The sequence below is a fragment of the Neobacillus sp. GCM10023253 genome (assembly GCF_042653105.1).
GTDB classification, from domain to species: domain Bacteria; phylum Bacillota; class Bacilli; order Bacillales; family Cytobacillaceae; genus Neobacillus; species Neobacillus citreus.
In genome coordinates this window covers 523,943-539,449 of sequence record NZ_JBHSHV010000006.1, presented here as the reverse complement: position 1 = coordinate 539,449, position 15,507 = coordinate 523,943, and the positions used below count along the sequence as shown (strand labels likewise).

The window sequence follows — 15,507 nt, the reverse complement described above, 5'->3', positions numbered from 1 at the left end:
CAGGTAATGGGAGGTCAGACCTCCATTGCCTGAACTTTTTTTTAAAAGGGAGTGAAAAAAGAAATGAAGGAAACCTTTCGTGACACGATTGATGTGAGAAAAGGGGAGGAGCTCGATTACGAGAAACTCCAAAAGTTTATTCATGAACATATCGAGGAGGCCCCTGCAGGCAAATTGGAGATTGAACAATTTGGTGCAGGTCAATCTAATCTGACCTATTTAATACGAGTTGGCGAATGGGAGGCGGTACTGCGCCGGCCGCCGCACGGACCTGTTGCCCCAAAAGCTCATGATATGGAGCGGGAATATACGATTTTATCGAATGTGCACCCAATCTTTCCAACTGCCCCTAAACCGTATATTTTTTCCAATGATCACTCCATTGTCGGCAGTCCTTTTTTTATCATGGAAAGAAGAAAAGGGATCGTGTTAGATAAAGAGTTTCCTGCACATGTTCCCTATCAACCTAGTATAGGGAGAAAAATATCGGAGATTATGGTCGATCAATTAGTAGAACTGCATCAAGTCGATTACACGAGAACAGAATTACTAAACATCTCAAGGCCGGACGGATTTATGGAGCGGCAGACTGGCGGCTGGATTAAACGGTACGAAAATGCCAAAACGGAAGAGGTTCCCGGTGTTAAGGAGTTAACTTCCTGGCTGCAAAAAAATATCCCTGAATCACCTAAACCCGCCATCATTCAATATGATTATAAATTGAATAATGCGATGTTTTCAGAGGATTTTCGTGAGATGAACGGTTTGTTTGATTGGGAAATGGCAACAATCGGCGATCCGCTTGCAGATGTTGGGGTAGCCTTATGTTACTGGCTGGAATCCGGCGACCCTGACGAATTAAAAGGCGGGTCAGGAAAACAACCTGTCACAGCAAAAGAAGGCTTCTTTACTCGCAGAGAATTTTTAGAAAGGTACGCGAAGAAAAGCGGCATTGAGGTTGCTAATATACCTTTTTATCTTACCTTCTCGTACTTTAAATTAGCTGTCATAGCTCAGCAAATTTACTTCCGGTATTTCAAAGGACAGACCCAGGACGAGAGATTTGCACGGATGAATCGAGCAGCTGCCAGCTATATTGAATACGCCTTGTTGTCGACTAAGGGGCTTTAGGAATGATGCATGGGGACGGTTCTCTTGCCTCAAAATGATAGAAATCCGTCCCTATGGCATTTTTTTAGGCTCTTTTCTAAAAAATAGTTGCTAATAAGAATTCGCAAATAAAGAAATAGAAATCGCAAATAAAAGGTTTGAATTCGCAAATAAAAGTGTCAGATTCGCAAATAAAAATTGCAAANACTATTAAAATCGCAAATAAAAGTGCTGGATTCACAAAAAAGATCTGAAAACCCTCTGAAAAAGTCTAATATTACTCTTTGCTACGTCAATTCTATAGAAAGAAGCAACTGTATTTACGAAAAAAGCCTTTTTAAAAAGCTCTTTGAATAAACCACACAAGACCAAATGCTAAAATGGCTGCTGATGTTCCGGGAATGACCCATTTTATTGGTTTCACCGTTAATTTCTTGATCCATAAAATAAGCGGGTATACCAAAGAAACAATGATAAGTTGGCCGATTTCGATCCCGATATTAAAAGATAAGAGGGACGCAGCCATATGGTTTGTGTCTAATCTCATTTCCGATAAGATTCCTGCAAAACCGAATCCATGGATTAAACCAAAAGCAAAGGCAAGCCATGGCTGGTGTTTGGAGTCCTTATTAAAAATATTCATAAGCGCAACGTAGACGATGCTTAAAGCGATCGCGGATTCCACAAATCTGCTTGGCAGCTGAACAATGTCGAAAGTAGCAAGAGCCAGTGTGATACTATGGGCAATCGTAAAGGCAGTGACTAAAGAAAGAATGTGACGAAAAGTTTTTGCCCCAAAAAGTAAACTAATGATAAACAGGATATGGTCATAGCCTGTAAAAATATGCTCTAAGCCAAGAACGACAAACTGTTTAACATTTTGCAAAAGGCTTACTTCACCAATTTCTAATTCCCTCGATTCAAACGTAAGAACCTTTTCCTGTTGTTTCCCGTCCATTTTAATGGTTGCGAAATTGGCATGACTTGGATCGGAGTCGTCCAAAAACATATTATATTCCATTACTAGTTTTTGGGCTTTATGTTCAATATTATAATTCAAGTTAATGACCGAAAATGGTTTCTCGTTAATCATCTCTATATCTGATTTTTCCAATTTGCCCTCAATAAGTTGACTATCCGCATAAAGTTTTATATGGGAATTAATATATTGCTCCACAATCTTATTGTTAATTAGTTCCTTTTCAGCTGTTGTCTTATTAAGGGCATGCCCTAGTTCTTCTAGATCGAGTTTTAACTCGTAATCTAGCGATTTCTCCTTCACATCAATGCTAGAAAAACCTTCACTATTATTTGTATGAGCAGATGATGGGGCAGGCAAAAGGGAACCAAATAAAAGTAAAAAGAATAAACTAGGCAGCCATAGCTTTTTCATTCATTCCACGTCCATTTCAAATGTTTTCTCGCAATGTTGTTGATGATTAAAGATAACGGAAAGACGAGGAGTATAAAATGCCCCTCGTCAAGTTCTCCTTGAATTCCTAATTATTTACTTGCTTTCATGAAAATTGGGTTTGAGTAGAACCAAAGATCATTCCATGGGTTTTCACCTTTAGGATCTTTTTCTGGTTCTAATTGATCAGTGTTAGTACCACGTAAACGAATGTAGCTATCTTTATCCACATCTTTTAAAGTATAAGTAATCGTGATGTATTCACCATCTTGTTTCCAATCGTTTTCAGTAAAACGCTTCACAACTTTTGTAGTTGGATTAGAAGCAGTTGAGCGGTCTTCCACTTTTCCGTTCACTTCTCCCATGATTAAGTCAACACGTTGAACATTTGGCTTATCTCCATGAGAGTTCGCGGCGTTTGGATCTTTGATGCGAACTGTTACTGTTACATCAGATTTCTTACTTGGAAGTGTAAGTGTTTCACCGATTGATGCTGTATTTCCTTTTGCCTGTGCATGCAATGGTGATTTTCCTCCTGCCTGCAGTTTAACATCAAGTTCTGAGATAAGGTCACCCGTGGTAACAAACACATTACCATTACGAAGGTTTTCCATTACATCCTTATAATCTTTCTTCGCTTTAACATATGTTTTCGAATATTCACCAGGCCAGAAGTCACTTCCTCCATCACGCCAGTTAACATGTGAGTCAGAGGTAGCAGTAATCCACCAATGTCTTCCTTCACCTAACATCGAATCCCATAAACCACCAACGATAGCTGACATTTGGTCAAATCCACCCATTGTTGGAGCGTTTACGTTTCCGTATGAGCCACGGGATCCTTTAGGATCAAGTGTGCCATCTGGATTAATAGCAGCTGCTTGGTGACCAGGAGCTCCTTCCATTCCGATAGAGATATTTGGTGCTGTATCATTCCAATTACGGAATTCTTGCGGAGTATCTTGTCCCCAGACTCCAACACCTGTCGCTGAACGGGATGGATGATGTGCGATAGAAATTGGAAGTTCGTCCATTTGTTTCATATAGTTAAGAGCTTCAATCATAGTTGATTCCGTATCCCTGCTTCCATCATTTGGATATGGGTCACGTTTATTGAATTTACTTTCAATTTCATAAAGCACTTGCGATTCATTATCAACTTTTGGGATCATTAGCGTGCTGTGATCAGCTGCTGGTGTATCAAACTCCATTCCATAGAATTGAAGAACTTCAGGAACAGCAGCGCGTGATTTTAATAACTCAGGATATGCTTGCTCTAAGTTAACCTTGGAATGATTAGGACCGCCGTGGTCTGTTGTCATCATCCAATCCAGTCCATACTTTTTACCATTTTCGGCATTTTTAGAGATTGGATAGATAGCATCCCCACCTCTAATAGCAGTCGGAGGATTTGTAGAATTGTCCCAACCAACACTCCATTCACTATGTACGTGGTGATCTCCTGCTAGCCATGTAGCATCCTTCTTTTTCACATCTTCATTTGAGACTGACTGAGCTTCTGCTTTTTGATTACCACCCTCATTAAATAATGATTGGGTTGTAAGAGCAGTTGTTGCTAGAACAGTTGTAGCAATGAAAGGAATAGCCTTCTTAAAACGAGTTTTCATTTTTCCTTCTCCCCCTTATTAATTTGCTTGCTCAACAGCTTAAATATTAAATAAGTTTTATTAGGGGAGAATAAACATTCTGTAAATGTTGTGTAAATCAGGAAAAATAAGACAAAAGAACTATCTTTGTCGAAATAAATAATAAAAAAATGGAAGGATACGGTTGATGCAGGTATTAAGACTTAAGGTAAATGGAAGGATTTACTTTCCGTTACCATTTCATAAAAATAAAGAGAGGAAGGCAGAAAAAATTATTTTTAATGAAAAGATTTTAGGAAGGGAAGTGGTCGATAGAATGCTTTATATATGGGATATTGAGGAGATTATAAGCAATACTTTAGAAGAGCACAAATTAGATATTAATTATGAGATGAACAATAAATTACCTGCACCGATGAGTTACAACGTATCGACAAATACTATTAAATTTAACTACCTACAAATAAATGGATACATAGCTAATATTAACTTTAAAATTAAACAAACAGATGAAGACTGTGTAAAACTTATTCTTTATCGTCAACTCGGATATTATTTAGATTTTAAGAAAAACAAACATGACTTAAGGACAATTCATTATGGTGGAGATGAAGAAAAAGTACAGCTTCTATCTCAAATAGAAAGGACTTCCTGGGAATACGGCAGAACCTTGGTACCTGAGAAACTATTAATTTCATATGATCAAGTGCGTGAAATTGATAAAATGCTGATAAAAAACTATTAAGAAACCACTGGGTCGGTTCTGCAGGCTTTTTTAAACATGAAATTAAAATTGCCACGAGAACCGTCCCTATGTTTCACTTTTGTTTAGCCTTTAACCGCTTTAATTTTCTTTTATGGGTTCTTATTGCGGTATCCTTATCTTTTAAACTTGTGGTAACCACTCCATCGCTTTCTACTACGACTAAATTATTATTTCCGCCTTGATAGTTTTTATAGGAAATATTCATAAGTCATCCTACCTTTATGAATAAAATTTGATTTTCCTTAACGTTGTGGCTATTAAATCGGTTACTTACGATAATTGTAGCCTATATTTTTTAAGCTTAGATAAAGAAAGTGTAAAGTTACCTTTAAATATTTCTTGCGAATTTGTCCGCATTGGCGATGAAGGACAAAATGGAGGAACCTAGTGTTGAAAATGTCCTTCATGAAGGTGATGAAGGCAAAAACGAGAGAGCCCTGGGATGGAAATGTCCTTCATGAGGGCAATGAAGGCCAAAACGAAGGAGCCCCGGGGTAGAAATGTCCTTCATGAAGGCGATGAAGGCCAAAACGAATGAGCCCCGGGGTGGAAATGTCCTTCATCGAGGGGATGAAGGCCAAAACGAATGAGCCCCGGGGTGGAAATGTCCTTCATCGAGGGGATGAAAGACAAAACGAATGAGCCCCGGGGTGGAAATGTCCTTCATCGAGGGGATGAAAGACAAAATGAAAGAACCTCGGGTTGGGACAGTCATCAAGGCGATGAAGGACAAAAGAGAGGAGCTACAGGGAGGAAATGTCCTTCATTCACTAGCAGGGATTCTATCAGTGAACCTTTTGAACCCGCCCATCAATGAAAGAGAGAATAGGTTGATTAAACTGTTTCATATATTCTTTAAAACTATCGACATCAATAGGTCCAATCTCTTTATACGTCCCACTCCGAAAAACAGTGAAATGATCACCGCCATTTGCCAGATAGCTAGTTACGGTTACGGTGTAAGTTTTTTCAGGTTGAATGAGAGCACCATCGTCCATAAACATATCGACTACTTTGTCACTGTCAGCTTTCGTTTCATTCCAGGTATACCTCAAACCGGAAACCTGAAGCATACGCACTTGGCCTGGCTGCCATTGTTGATTTAATACTTGACGGATTTGGTCGCCAGACAACGTCATCTTCACGAGGTGATGATGAAAGGGCAATATCGTTAACAGCTGTTCATAAGTGACAATACCAGCTTGAATATCTGCCCGGATTCCACCTGGGTTTATAAAAGCAAAATCCGTATTCATCATGGAACGCTCGGAATCGGCAATCAGATTGCCCAAAGCGGATTCTCCGTTTTCGTTCCGATTTCCAACTATATCAAAAGCAACCGTTCCAACAATTTCGTCCATCACAGAGGTAACTTCTGTTTCATATTTTGCAATCAATGATTTCCTTTCTGGGTCTGGCTTGATGCTGTCATGATAGGTAACAACAATCTCCGCTTTTTTTCTCACAATATCTTTCGTTACCGGGTCAACCTCCAAATCCACATCGGAGAAGGCTGTACCGTATGATTCAGCCTGGATAAGCAGCTTTCCGTCAACCTCCGTATTTAAATAGGAATGGCTATGACCAGCAAACATGACGTCCACTTCATTGTCAACCCGTTTGGCCATATCTACAATTTCACCGGTACCGGCAGCGTCGAGGGAAGACTGTTTGCCCGCATTGTGTGCTAAGACTACGATTGCTTTCACGCCTTGTTCCTTTAATTCAGTCACGGCTTGATTAATGGCAGTTACCTCATCAATGAATTTGACTCCTTCAACCGTGTTCGAATCAACCATGCTGGGTGTGTCATCTGTTACGACACCGATGAAGCCGATTGGAATGCCTGCTATTTTCATAATTTTATAGGGAGGGAGAATGGGAGAATTCGTCTTTGCGTTAAGAACATTGGCACATAGATAGGGGAATCCAGCACCAATAAAGTATTCGGACTTTTGGTTGAAACCTCCACGAATCAATCTGAGCATTTCCTTCACGCCCCGGTCAAACTCGTGATTCCCTAACGTTCCGATATCAAAGCCGATTTGGTTTAACACGTCGATTGAGGGCTCCTCTTGTAAAAGCGAAGAGACGGGTGCGCTTGCGCCAACCATGTCTCCGGCGTGAACGATAAGGGTGTTTTTGTTTTTCGCTTTTCTTTCTTTTAGATAGGCAGCGAGATAATCCGCGCGGCCAACTGGTCTTCCGTTTACTTCACGAGTTACATTTAATTGGCCGTGAAAATCATTAACCCCAAGCAATTGAACGTGAATGCGCGACTGACCAGTCTCGATGATGCGAGAAATGCCTGTCGTTTCAGGTCTCCCTGAGTCCAAAACAAAAGCGGCTGAAAACACAGTCGTAAGGATCAAAGCAGGTACAGCTTTTCTGATGGCATTCCCATTCAATGCGCCTTTCACTTTTTTCCCTCCTAAACTATTTTTTAGGGTGCGGATAAAATTTATGGCGGAATTTTTATGTAAAAAAGAGTGTGAGGATGGGGGAGAAGTATTGTGCTATGAACATAACTTGTCATTTTGCTAGTAATCATCCATAATGTTTTTTCCATTTGATCACCCTTTTTTATATTTTTAGTTTTCGAACAACCTGTTTGTATTGCTTCAAGGAATGCAAAGTACCGATAAAGCAATTCTTTATTTTAAAATCAGACGAAATAACTAGAATGGCAACAGTGGGAAAAAATTTTTTGGTACGAAAACGAAGGTCCCTCCAATAGATGAGGTATCCATTTTTCCAAGACCGAACAAACGGAAAGGCATATTGTGTGCTAGAAAGAAAATCGGAAACGGTAGGGTGGTTTTGGCTATCTGAAACGAGTTCTGGAAAGTCTATTTCCTTTGAAAAAGTATGCTCAATATGTAGACTTCCTTCAGAATAGACGCCAAATAAAAAGTCTGTATTTGTCTCGATTAAGACATCCCATTGAAACAAGAACGTACGTGGAATCAATTTAATCCGGAGGGACCGGGTAAAGTGGTGCTCTAATTTTCTTTTTATTAAAAATGCGTAAATGGTCCGGACAACAACATATAGGAAGATAAAAAGATAGATAATAAGAAAGGTTTTTCCAGGTTCATTGAAAGGCAGCAGGCAAAATCCTAGGATATGTACGAAAGAAATCGTTGGGTCAAATAAGGGGAGCGAATCAAAGGCAATCCATTTTTTTGAGAAAGGGAGTAAGACTTGCGTTCCATGCACATTAAACAAATCAAAGAAGACATGCAGAATAACGGCTAAGAAGGTCCATAAGAATAGATGGGAAAAAGACGGCACATTGAAAAGGGAAAAAATAATTCCTGAAAGGACAGCACTCCATAATGGTAAAGCAAGAAGAGAATGGGACCATGCTCTGTGGTTTCGATAATAGCTGCCTTTTCCTTTCAAAAGATACATAAAGTCAAAATCAGGAGCATTGGAACCTATGACTGTACCTAAAACAACAGCTTGTGCCAGGGCAGCATCATTAACGATCACCGGATCAATTTGAGCAAGGGCACCTAATCCCAACCCCATTAAGATGTGAGAAGTTGTATCCATATCATCACTCCTCTAAAAATGTAAGCTTCTACTTTATTATATTTGAAGTTGGAGTCTACTTTATTAATCTAATGTAAAAAGTACATTATGTTTTTGTAATGTGACAAAAATTAATAAAGATATTAGTAAAGGACGGGGCTTCGTGGAAGAATGTGAAGAAATCTACTTAAAAGTAACGGAAGTTGAACAAGAGTCACTTGTTTCATTGTTTTAAAAATAAAAACCAGCCATTTTTTTGGCTGGTTTTTTATTGGTAATTAGAATTTAAAAACGTAACGGAACGTATCGTGTTTAATCAAAATAAAAGTACCTAATCCTATAAATACAATGTGAACAATAATGTGACCTTTACGTTCTAAAGTCTGAGCTATTAAGGGGTGGTGTGCAAGGGCAAACGGGCTTCAATTATTTAATGCGAACATGGAAACTCTAATTATTAATGCAGTATGTAAAGAAAATTATTTTTACCGGATTGATATTTATTGTTATTGAAATTTTCCACAATGACCGTAAAGTTCAGTCTTGTGATTATTTTAATTTTTCTGCTCGTTTTGTGTTTGAGTGTTATCCTGAACAGTTTCCTTAGAAACTCTTTGTTCAATAATGCGAAGTTGTTGGAGTATATTTGATTGTAGTTCATCTATAGTTTTTTCTAAATCTCCGAGTGTTACGGCCTTTGAATAATTCATTAATTCATACCCAAATTGTCCGGTAATTTCAATGGATGCAGTTTTAACATCGGTGATAGAAGAAATTCCATTTTCTCGTAACCTTGCTTCCAACTGATCAACGGTGATGCGTAGCTTTTTTAGATTATTAATAATAATTTTTCCATCTTGGATAACTGGTGTTGACTTCCCTACCAATAATCTTTTAACAAAATTAAATTTAATTGCTAAAAACTGAATTGTTATTAGAATTGCTACAAGAGAACACAAGGCAAGTATGGTTTTAATTAACCCTTGTTCTGAAATAGCGTGACCAGTTGTGGAAGCAATCGCTAAAATTGTTATAACTTCCAATCCTGACATTTGAGCCACTGTTTTTTTTCCGGCTATCCGTATTAAGCAAACTCCTGTGAATAAAATTGCCATCGATTCCCAAATGTAATTCATTTCATAGCTGCCCTCGATTTAGACGTTATAATAAACGTTTTTTTTTAATATTTCCCCTTTATTCTATTAAATATACAGGTGTACCGCTTTCCTTAAAATAATTTATATATGTAAATCTATAAAGGAAAATATATTTCAATTAATCCAAATCAGGTGGTCTTTAATAAACCCCAAATTAATATAATGGCTTAGTTAAACTTAAGTCAGAGGTGGTTAAATTGGAGATATTTGGTTTGTCGTTTGCGGTGCTTTTGGAGGTTATTTTAATCAATATTGTATTAAGTGGAGATAACGCAGTTGTAATCGCAATGGCAGCTCGGAATGTTCCAAAGAAACAACAAAAGAATGCAATCTTTTATGGCACAGTTGGAGCCATTATTTTACGATTAATTTTTGCAGTAGCAATAGTGTACCTGCTAGAGTTACCATTCTTAACTTTTGCTGGGGGCCTTCTTCTCGTATATATAGCCATTAAACTTCTAGTTGATGAGGGTGAAAATCATCAGAGAGTAGGAGGGTCAAGTTTAATTTCCGCCGTGAAAACCATTATTACTGCTGATGCAGTGATGTCCCTTGATAATGTACTAGCTATTGCCGGTGCCGTTAAAGGAAATTTAGCTGGGATTTTCATCGGTGTAATCGTTAGTATCCCAATCGTCGTTTTTGGAAGCCAATTCATATTAAAAGCCATGGAAAAGTACCCGATGATCACCTATGCTGGTGCTGGAATATTAGCATGGACAGCAGGCGAAATGATGGTAGGAGAGCCTAAATTCCAGCCAATACTCCCAAACGATTTTCACTTATTGGTACCAACTGCTATTACTGTTCTTGTTATAGTTTTTGGATATATTATTGCTAAGATAAATACAGCAAAAGAAGGCTAGATAAAAAAATAAGGTTAAATAGGACAACATTAGGAAATAACGGTTGTCCTTTTTTGCATGGTGAAATCACTTTTTTGGCCATGGTTACATCTGGAACCACTGCCGTCATTAGTCTTTTTGTGATAATCAATGGGTCGGTAAAGAAATCGTACTCTAGCTGTAACATTATTATCCACTGTGTAAATACCTTAATAGAATTGGCATAATTGTTACCGATTCTTATAATGAAATGCCAAACCTCTAGTGTTATGATAATGCAAAGCCAAATTTTCAGGAGGTATTTTTATAGAAAAGATACTCATCCAATGAAAAATGGCGCTTTAAGGAGGTTTTATTTTGAAACTCAAATTGAAGGCAATGTTTCTTGCTATAGCGATGCTTGTCTCGATCCCTTCAATCTGCTTTGCAGACGCATCAGAAGGAGATGTCATTGTTACGTTAGGAGAAAACCTAACACAACAGCAAAAAAATGACATATTAGCAGAGTTAAGGGCACCGGAAAACGTGCAAATGATTACAGTAACCAATCAAGAAGAGCATGAATATTTAGGGGAGTTTGTTCCCAAGGCACAAATTGGCAACAAAGCTATTTCATCAGCAAGTATCACAATCGACGCTAAGGATTCCGGGTTAAAGGTTCAAACGAATAATATTACTTGGGTTACAGAGGAAATGTATAAAAATGCCTTGATGACAGCAGGGGTAAAGGATGCAACAATCAAGATTACTGCTCCCTATGCAGTATCAGGAACGGCTGCTTTGACGGGGATTATGAAAGCTTATGAAACAACCACGAATAAAGAAATTCCAGAAGAGGTCAAAAAAGCGGCCAATGAAGAAATGGTGAAAACCGCACAGCTTGGTGATTCTATTGGAGCGGACAATGCCGCAGCTCTGATGGAAAAGGTCAAGGATGAAATTGCTAAAAATGATCCAAAAACTGAAGCAGACATACGTGAAATCATTCAACAAGCTGCAACGGAGCTTGGGATTTCGTTATCAAATGAAGAGTTAAATAAGTTAGTAGACTTCTTCAACAAACTGAAGGGGATGGACATTGACTGGAACCAAGTAAAGAACCAGGTAAGTGATACTGCAGAAAAAGTCTCCAACTTTTTACATTCAGATGAGGGACAGTCATTTTTACAAAAGCTGCAGGATTTCTTAAATCGGACAATTGAAGTGATTCGTGCCCAATTTAATTAATGGATAAAATTTATTCTTGCGTGTTCCTAATCAAAAAACGAAGGATATATCCTCCACGTCTGAAAGATTTTCGAAATGAAATGCATAATTGTGGATTGAATGATAGATGTATAAATAGGATAGTTGTTATGAAAAACAAGACGGCAGCAGCCGTCTTGTTCACTTTTTCCTGCTACTTTTCCTTATTGACCAGAATTGTCATCTTCACTTTGTGAACCATCATCTTGTTGAGACCCATCATCCTGTTGAGAACTATCATCTTGCTGAGAATCATCATCCTGTTGGGTGCTATCGTCATTCTGTGAGCCATTATCCTGTTGAGAACTATCGTCATCTTGTGACCCATCATCCTGTTGAGATCCATCATTTTGTAAACTATCGTCGTTTTGTTCCGTGTTCGGATCATCCGTTTTTGAACTGGCATTTGAGCATGCCGTAGCAGCTCCCAGTAACAACAATGCGGACATCAAAGCAAATAACCATTTTTTGAAAGTTTTCATCTGTATTCCTCCTCGAGTTCCATATTGTCTTACAGTCTTATCATACAAGCCTTCAAGGAAAAAAGAAGGCATTTTTCCAATTCTTTACACAACTTAATCCTATCGAAAAATCTCTTTAATTTTTTGAATTGAAAATTAATAGACAATTAACGAAACCTACAACTTCTTTCACTTTACAAGAGCCTTTATCAATTCCAAGTGTGAAGAAATAACTATGGGCAAAAAAAATGCTGGAAACGTGGATCATCATGTTTCCAGCTTTATCACTTATTGAGAAATTGTTATAGATGTTACACGGTTTAATGCTGGCGGTTCGATGACCTTCTGCTCCTTTAAATAGTTTTGGAGAGCCCAATAATCAACTTCAGTGCGAACAGGTTCGCGATATTGTGTAAATGTCGGGTATCCATCAGCACCAATGACCATATACGCCAGTGCAGCTACTCTGTAGGAGCGGTTCAAATCTAGGGACTCCCCATTAATGATAACCGTCTTTGGATCGATTCTATCATTTATTGGTTTGCTTTTATCGTAACTATAGTGGACGTTATAGGAAACAGCCAGCGGGTAAAAGCTTTCAGTACCGTTTGCATTTTTTCTCCACTGCTCTTCAAGGATTTGTTTAATTTGCTGGCCAGTTAACGTTACGACTAATAATGGATTTTGGTAGCCATGGGCTTGCCACGCTTCGCCAAATAGAATCTGCCCGTCACTGTCAGCGGCATTTGTTCCCTTTTTGTACAGTAAATCCCCACGCAACGGACTGGCGGCTGTCAAAGCGAAATCGGCTGGATTCTCTGCTTTTTTACCAGAATAATAGTGAGCATCTGCCACAAAATTGGCAAGTGTACTTTCACCGTTTGCATTACGAGCCCGTGTCAAATCGCCTGTCAGTTTGGCAATTGGCTCTGCCCAGCGTTCCTTTCCACGTTCTACCCAGTAAGATACCATCTTCTCAATCTCCGGGTCAGCTGGAAGATCTCGTGTAACAGGGTGGTTTGTAGACGTAGTTAAATTGCGAACAACGTCCTTTGTATTTGGATCAATCGACAAGTTGATTTCATTAAGAAGGCGTCCATGATTGGCGGCTTCTACAACAGGACGAGGGTTACCGGCAGGATCTTCGATAAAGGCATTAAACTTTGCATGCCAGTGTCCGGATACAATCGCATCAATTGCCGGTGAAGCTTCTTTTGCAAAATCGAAGATAGGACCAAAAGGACTGTCAGACCCGTTAATGTCAGAGCCATCGCTTTTGGTCGACCCACCTTCATGGACGACAGCAATAATGGTTTCAACACCTTTTTCCTGCAATTCCTTTGCATACCGGTTGGCTGTTTCCACGAGAGGATCCGCTGTTAGTACCCCTTCTTGAAACGAAGTGGACCCTGTTATGGTTGTTGGTGTGGTAAGAGCAATGAAACCGACAGGGATAGCACGACCCTTGCCATCATGGATCATTTTAATGGTGTAAGGCTTTAACACCAGTTCCCCAGTTTTTGCATCACGAATATTCGCCGAAAGGTAGTCATAATCACTTCCTTTGAATTTCTTTCCCGTAGAGTCAGTAAATGAACTATCAACGCCTGGGACTCCAAAGCTTTTTCCCTTCATGATATGCTCCGTCAAGAACTCCTTGGAAGCATCAAATTCATGGTTGCCAGCCGCAGAAAATTCCAATCCAATCGCGTTAAGGAATTCGATGGTTGGCTCATTATGATGAGATGCCACTTCAAATGGCCAACCGCTGAAATCGTCCCCAGCGGAAAAAAGGATTGAATTTTCGTGACCTGCTTTTAAGTTTTTGATATGGGCGGCCAAATACGCTGCACCACCAACTGTAAGCGGCCCGTTTGTAGTCATGATTTGACCATTCGACTTGTCATTGAAGGCTTGAAGGTAGCCATGCAAGTCTGTCAAACTTAATAATTGCAAATTGACAAGGTCTTTGTTGCCCAGACCTTGATTGGACACCGCTTGTCCAGCATTATTGGATGCGAGAGTTTGTGAAGAGTTCATTAGGATTCCACCGCCAAGGACCGCGGCAGTAGTGACAGCAAATAGACGTTTGAACGACTTTTTCAATTTCATTCCCCCTAAATGATAGTTACAAGAAAATGGTAGCAAATAATTGTTAAATGGTAGTTAAGGAAGGGTAAAAATATTGAAAATTCAATCTCCTTTAATTTATTTATAGAATGCGAATGGAAGTACGCTGTTCATGGTTGTTCATAAAATCTTGGGGAACAAAACTGATTACTTTACCAGTTCTTAACAATTTTTAATGCGCTTTTTACACGTCAGAAATCAATACTTCAAATTGATCAAGTAATATTTAATAGAAAGAAAACAATCAGGGAGGGATGAGAGAATGAAAATCGGCACAAAGAAAAGAGGGAAATGGATGCTAAGCCTTCTGTCTATGGCATTTTTTATGGTTACTTTAACAGGGGTGCAGACAAAAGCAGCAGGGATTGAAATGGAGTTTCCTAGAGGACAATCAGTCAACGTAAAGGTAATGTCTTATAACATTCATCACGCTGAAGGTGTTGACCGAGTATTGGATCTGGAACGAATTGCAAAGGTCATTGAGGATGAAGAGGCAGATATTATCGGACTTCAGGAAGTAGACAACCATTGGTCAGAACGCAGTGATTTTCAAGACCAGGCAAAGTGGCTTGCGAATCGTTTAGGAATGTTTTATGTTTATGCAGCTAACCTGGACAGAGATCCATTACATGAAGGTGAGCCACGCCGGCAGTATGGGACAGCAATTTTAAGCAAATATCCTATTTTGCATTCTGAAAACCATCCCCTTACAAAAATCGGAAACACGGAACAGCGTGGTCTCCTTGAAGCGACTATTAATGTAAAAGGAAATCATCTTCATTTTTATAATACACACTTGGCGTTGACAACTGCAGAACGACAAATACAGATTAAGGAAATTATTTCTATAGCAGGAGAATCTGAAGGGCCAAAAGTGATAATGGGAGACTTAAATGCTGTTCCAGATAGCATTGAAATGCAGCCGATGTATGGTCATTATCTTGACGTTTTTTATGATAAGCCTGAAGCTTATACGTATTCTGCAGTAAATCCTACCAAACGAATTGATTTTATTTTTACATCAGCTGAAATTAAAACAGTAGAAAAAGAAGTAATAAAAACGTTAGCATCGGATCACCTACCCATAACTGCAGAAATTGTATTGGAGAGAACAGAACCATATGAAAATGGTGGAAACTAAATGCTTCCGAAGGAATCAGAAAATCCCGCTGAGCTGTAATGGCTTGGCGGGTATTTTTTTGAATAAGGGGACGGTTCTCGTGTTTCAAATAGTTAGC

At 39.0% G+C, this 15,507-nt stretch carries 13 protein-coding genes; 5 read left to right on the top strand and 8 right to left on the bottom strand.

The features are described from left to right. The first annotated feature begins 63 nt into the window (after positions 1 to 63). On the top strand, positions 64 to 1,131 hold the full coding sequence (locus tag ACFPA1_RS09910; RefSeq protein WP_378582434.1) for a phosphotransferase family protein: 1,068 nt from the start codon (positions 64 to 66) through the stop codon (positions 1,129 to 1,131). A gap of 316 nt (positions 1,132 to 1,447) precedes the next feature. Here ACFPA1_RS09910 and ACFPA1_RS09905 read toward each other — a convergent pair whose 3' ends face one another. Together ACFPA1_RS09905 and ACFPA1_RS09900 are read right to left on the bottom strand one after the other, a co-directional pair. Next, on the bottom strand, positions 1,448 to 2,503 hold the full coding sequence (locus tag ACFPA1_RS09905; protein ID WP_378582432.1) for a HupE/UreJ family protein: 1,056 nt from the start codon (positions 2,501 to 2,503) through the stop codon (positions 1,448 to 1,450). A 110-nt stretch (positions 2,504 to 2,613) separates the two neighbouring features. After that, positions 2,614 to 4,149 carry a phosphoesterase gene (locus ACFPA1_RS09900; protein ID WP_378582430.1) on the bottom strand — a complete coding sequence of 512 codons (1,536 nt, stop codon included), beginning with the start codon at positions 4,147 to 4,149 and terminating at the stop codon, positions 2,614 to 2,616. Between the two features lie 166 nt (positions 4,150 to 4,315). Between ACFPA1_RS09900 and ACFPA1_RS09895 the strand changes: the two genes are divergently transcribed. Continuing rightward, a complete protein-coding gene (locus ACFPA1_RS09895; protein WP_378582504.1) occupies positions 4,316 to 4,873 on the top strand; it encodes a hypothetical protein in 558 nt (185 codons plus the stop codon). A gap of 73 nt (positions 4,874 to 4,946) precedes the next feature. Here ACFPA1_RS09895 and ACFPA1_RS09890 read toward each other — a convergent pair whose 3' ends face one another. The 4 genes from ACFPA1_RS09890 to ACFPA1_RS09875 all read right to left on the bottom strand — a co-directional run bounded on the left by ACFPA1_RS09890 (position 4,947) and on the right by ACFPA1_RS09875 (position 9,567). After that, the gene (locus tag ACFPA1_RS09890; protein WP_213145627.1) at positions 4,947 to 5,099 is read right to left on the bottom strand and encodes a hypothetical protein; all 153 of its coding nucleotides are present in this window, start codon (positions 5,097 to 5,099) and stop codon (positions 4,947 to 4,949) included. A 580-nt stretch (positions 5,100 to 5,679) separates the two neighbouring features. Beyond that, positions 5,680 to 7,314 carry a bifunctional metallophosphatase/5'-nucleotidase gene (locus ACFPA1_RS09885; RefSeq protein WP_378582429.1) on the bottom strand — a complete coding sequence of 545 codons (1,635 nt, stop codon included), beginning with the start codon at positions 7,312 to 7,314 and terminating at the stop codon, positions 5,680 to 5,682. Positions 7,315 to 7,477: 163 nt separating this feature from the next. Continuing rightward, positions 7,478 to 8,452: a metal-dependent hydrolase gene (locus ACFPA1_RS09880; protein WP_378582427.1), complete on the bottom strand. Its 975-nt coding sequence runs from the start codon at positions 8,450 to 8,452 to the stop codon at positions 7,478 to 7,480. Positions 8,453 to 8,985: 533 nt separating this feature from the next. Next, the gene (locus ACFPA1_RS09875; RefSeq protein ID WP_213145630.1) at positions 8,986 to 9,567 is read right to left on the bottom strand and encodes a DUF421 domain-containing protein; all 582 of its coding nucleotides are present in this window, start codon (positions 9,565 to 9,567) and stop codon (positions 8,986 to 8,988) included. Positions 9,568 to 9,800: 233 nt separating this feature from the next. Here ACFPA1_RS09875 and ACFPA1_RS09870 point away from each other — a divergent pair, with 233 nt between their 5' ends. Continuing rightward, a complete protein-coding gene (locus tag ACFPA1_RS09870) occupies positions 9,801 to 10,454 on the top strand; it encodes a TerC family protein (RefSeq protein ID WP_378582426.1) in 654 nt (217 codons plus the stop codon). 357 nt (positions 10,455 to 10,811) lie between these two features. Continuing rightward, complete coding sequence (locus ACFPA1_RS09865; RefSeq protein WP_378582502.1) at positions 10,812 to 11,660, top strand: DUF1002 domain-containing protein; 849 nt, start codon at positions 10,812 to 10,814, stop codon at positions 11,658 to 11,660. 182 nt (positions 11,661 to 11,842) lie between these two features. Here ACFPA1_RS09865 and ACFPA1_RS09860 read toward each other — a convergent pair whose 3' ends face one another. Continuing rightward, positions 11,843 to 12,160, bottom strand: a complete 318-nt coding sequence (locus tag ACFPA1_RS09860) for a hypothetical protein (RefSeq protein ID WP_378582424.1) — start codon at positions 12,158 to 12,160, stop codon at positions 11,843 to 11,845. 267 nt (positions 12,161 to 12,427) lie between these two features. After that, complete coding sequence (locus ACFPA1_RS09855; RefSeq protein ID WP_378582423.1) at positions 12,428 to 14,245, bottom strand: bifunctional metallophosphatase/5'-nucleotidase; 1,818 nt, start codon at positions 14,243 to 14,245, stop codon at positions 12,428 to 12,430. A 286-nt stretch (positions 14,246 to 14,531) separates the two neighbouring features. Here ACFPA1_RS09855 and ACFPA1_RS09850 point away from each other — a divergent pair, with 286 nt between their 5' ends. Then, on the top strand, positions 14,532 to 15,410 hold the full coding sequence (locus ACFPA1_RS09850) for an endonuclease/exonuclease/phosphatase family protein (protein WP_378582421.1): 879 nt from the start codon (positions 14,532 to 14,534) through the stop codon (positions 15,408 to 15,410). The last annotated feature ends 97 nt before the right edge of the window (positions 15,411 to 15,507 follow it).

Bases quoted from the DNA above. Each gene is read 5' to 3' on its own strand.
- ACFPA1_RS09910 (WP_378582434.1), top strand. From the start codon at position 64: ATGAAGGAAACCTTTCGTGACACGATTGATGTGAGAAAAGGGGAGGAG.
- ACFPA1_RS09905 (WP_378582432.1), bottom strand. From the start codon at position 2,503: ATGAAAAAGCTATGGCTGCCTAGTTTATTCTTTTTACTTTTATTTGGT.
- ACFPA1_RS09900 (WP_378582430.1), bottom strand. From the start codon at position 4,149: ATGAAAACTCGTTTTAAGAAGGCTATTCCTTTCATTGCTACAACTGTT.
- ACFPA1_RS09895 (WP_378582504.1), top strand. From the start codon at position 4,316: ATGCAGGTATTAAGACTTAAGGTAAATGGAAGGATTTACTTTCCGTTA.
- ACFPA1_RS09890 (WP_213145627.1), bottom strand. From the start codon at position 5,099: ATGAATATTTCCTATAAAAACTATCAAGGCGGAAATAATAATTTAGTC.
- ACFPA1_RS09880 (WP_378582427.1), bottom strand. From the start codon at position 8,452: ATGGATACAACTTCTCACATCTTAATGGGGTTGGGATTAGGTGCCCTT.
- ACFPA1_RS09875 (WP_213145630.1), bottom strand. From the start codon at position 9,567: ATGAATTACATTTGGGAATCGATGGCAATTTTATTCACAGGAGTTTGC.
- ACFPA1_RS09865 (WP_378582502.1), top strand. From the start codon at position 10,812: ATGTTTCTTGCTATAGCGATGCTTGTCTCGATCCCTTCAATCTGCTTT.
- ACFPA1_RS09860 (WP_378582424.1), bottom strand. From the start codon at position 12,160: ATGAAAACTTTCAAAAAATGGTTATTTGCTTTGATGTCCGCATTGTTG.
- ACFPA1_RS09850 (WP_378582421.1), top strand. From the start codon at position 14,532: ATGAAAATCGGCACAAAGAAAAGAGGGAAATGGATGCTAAGCCTTCTG.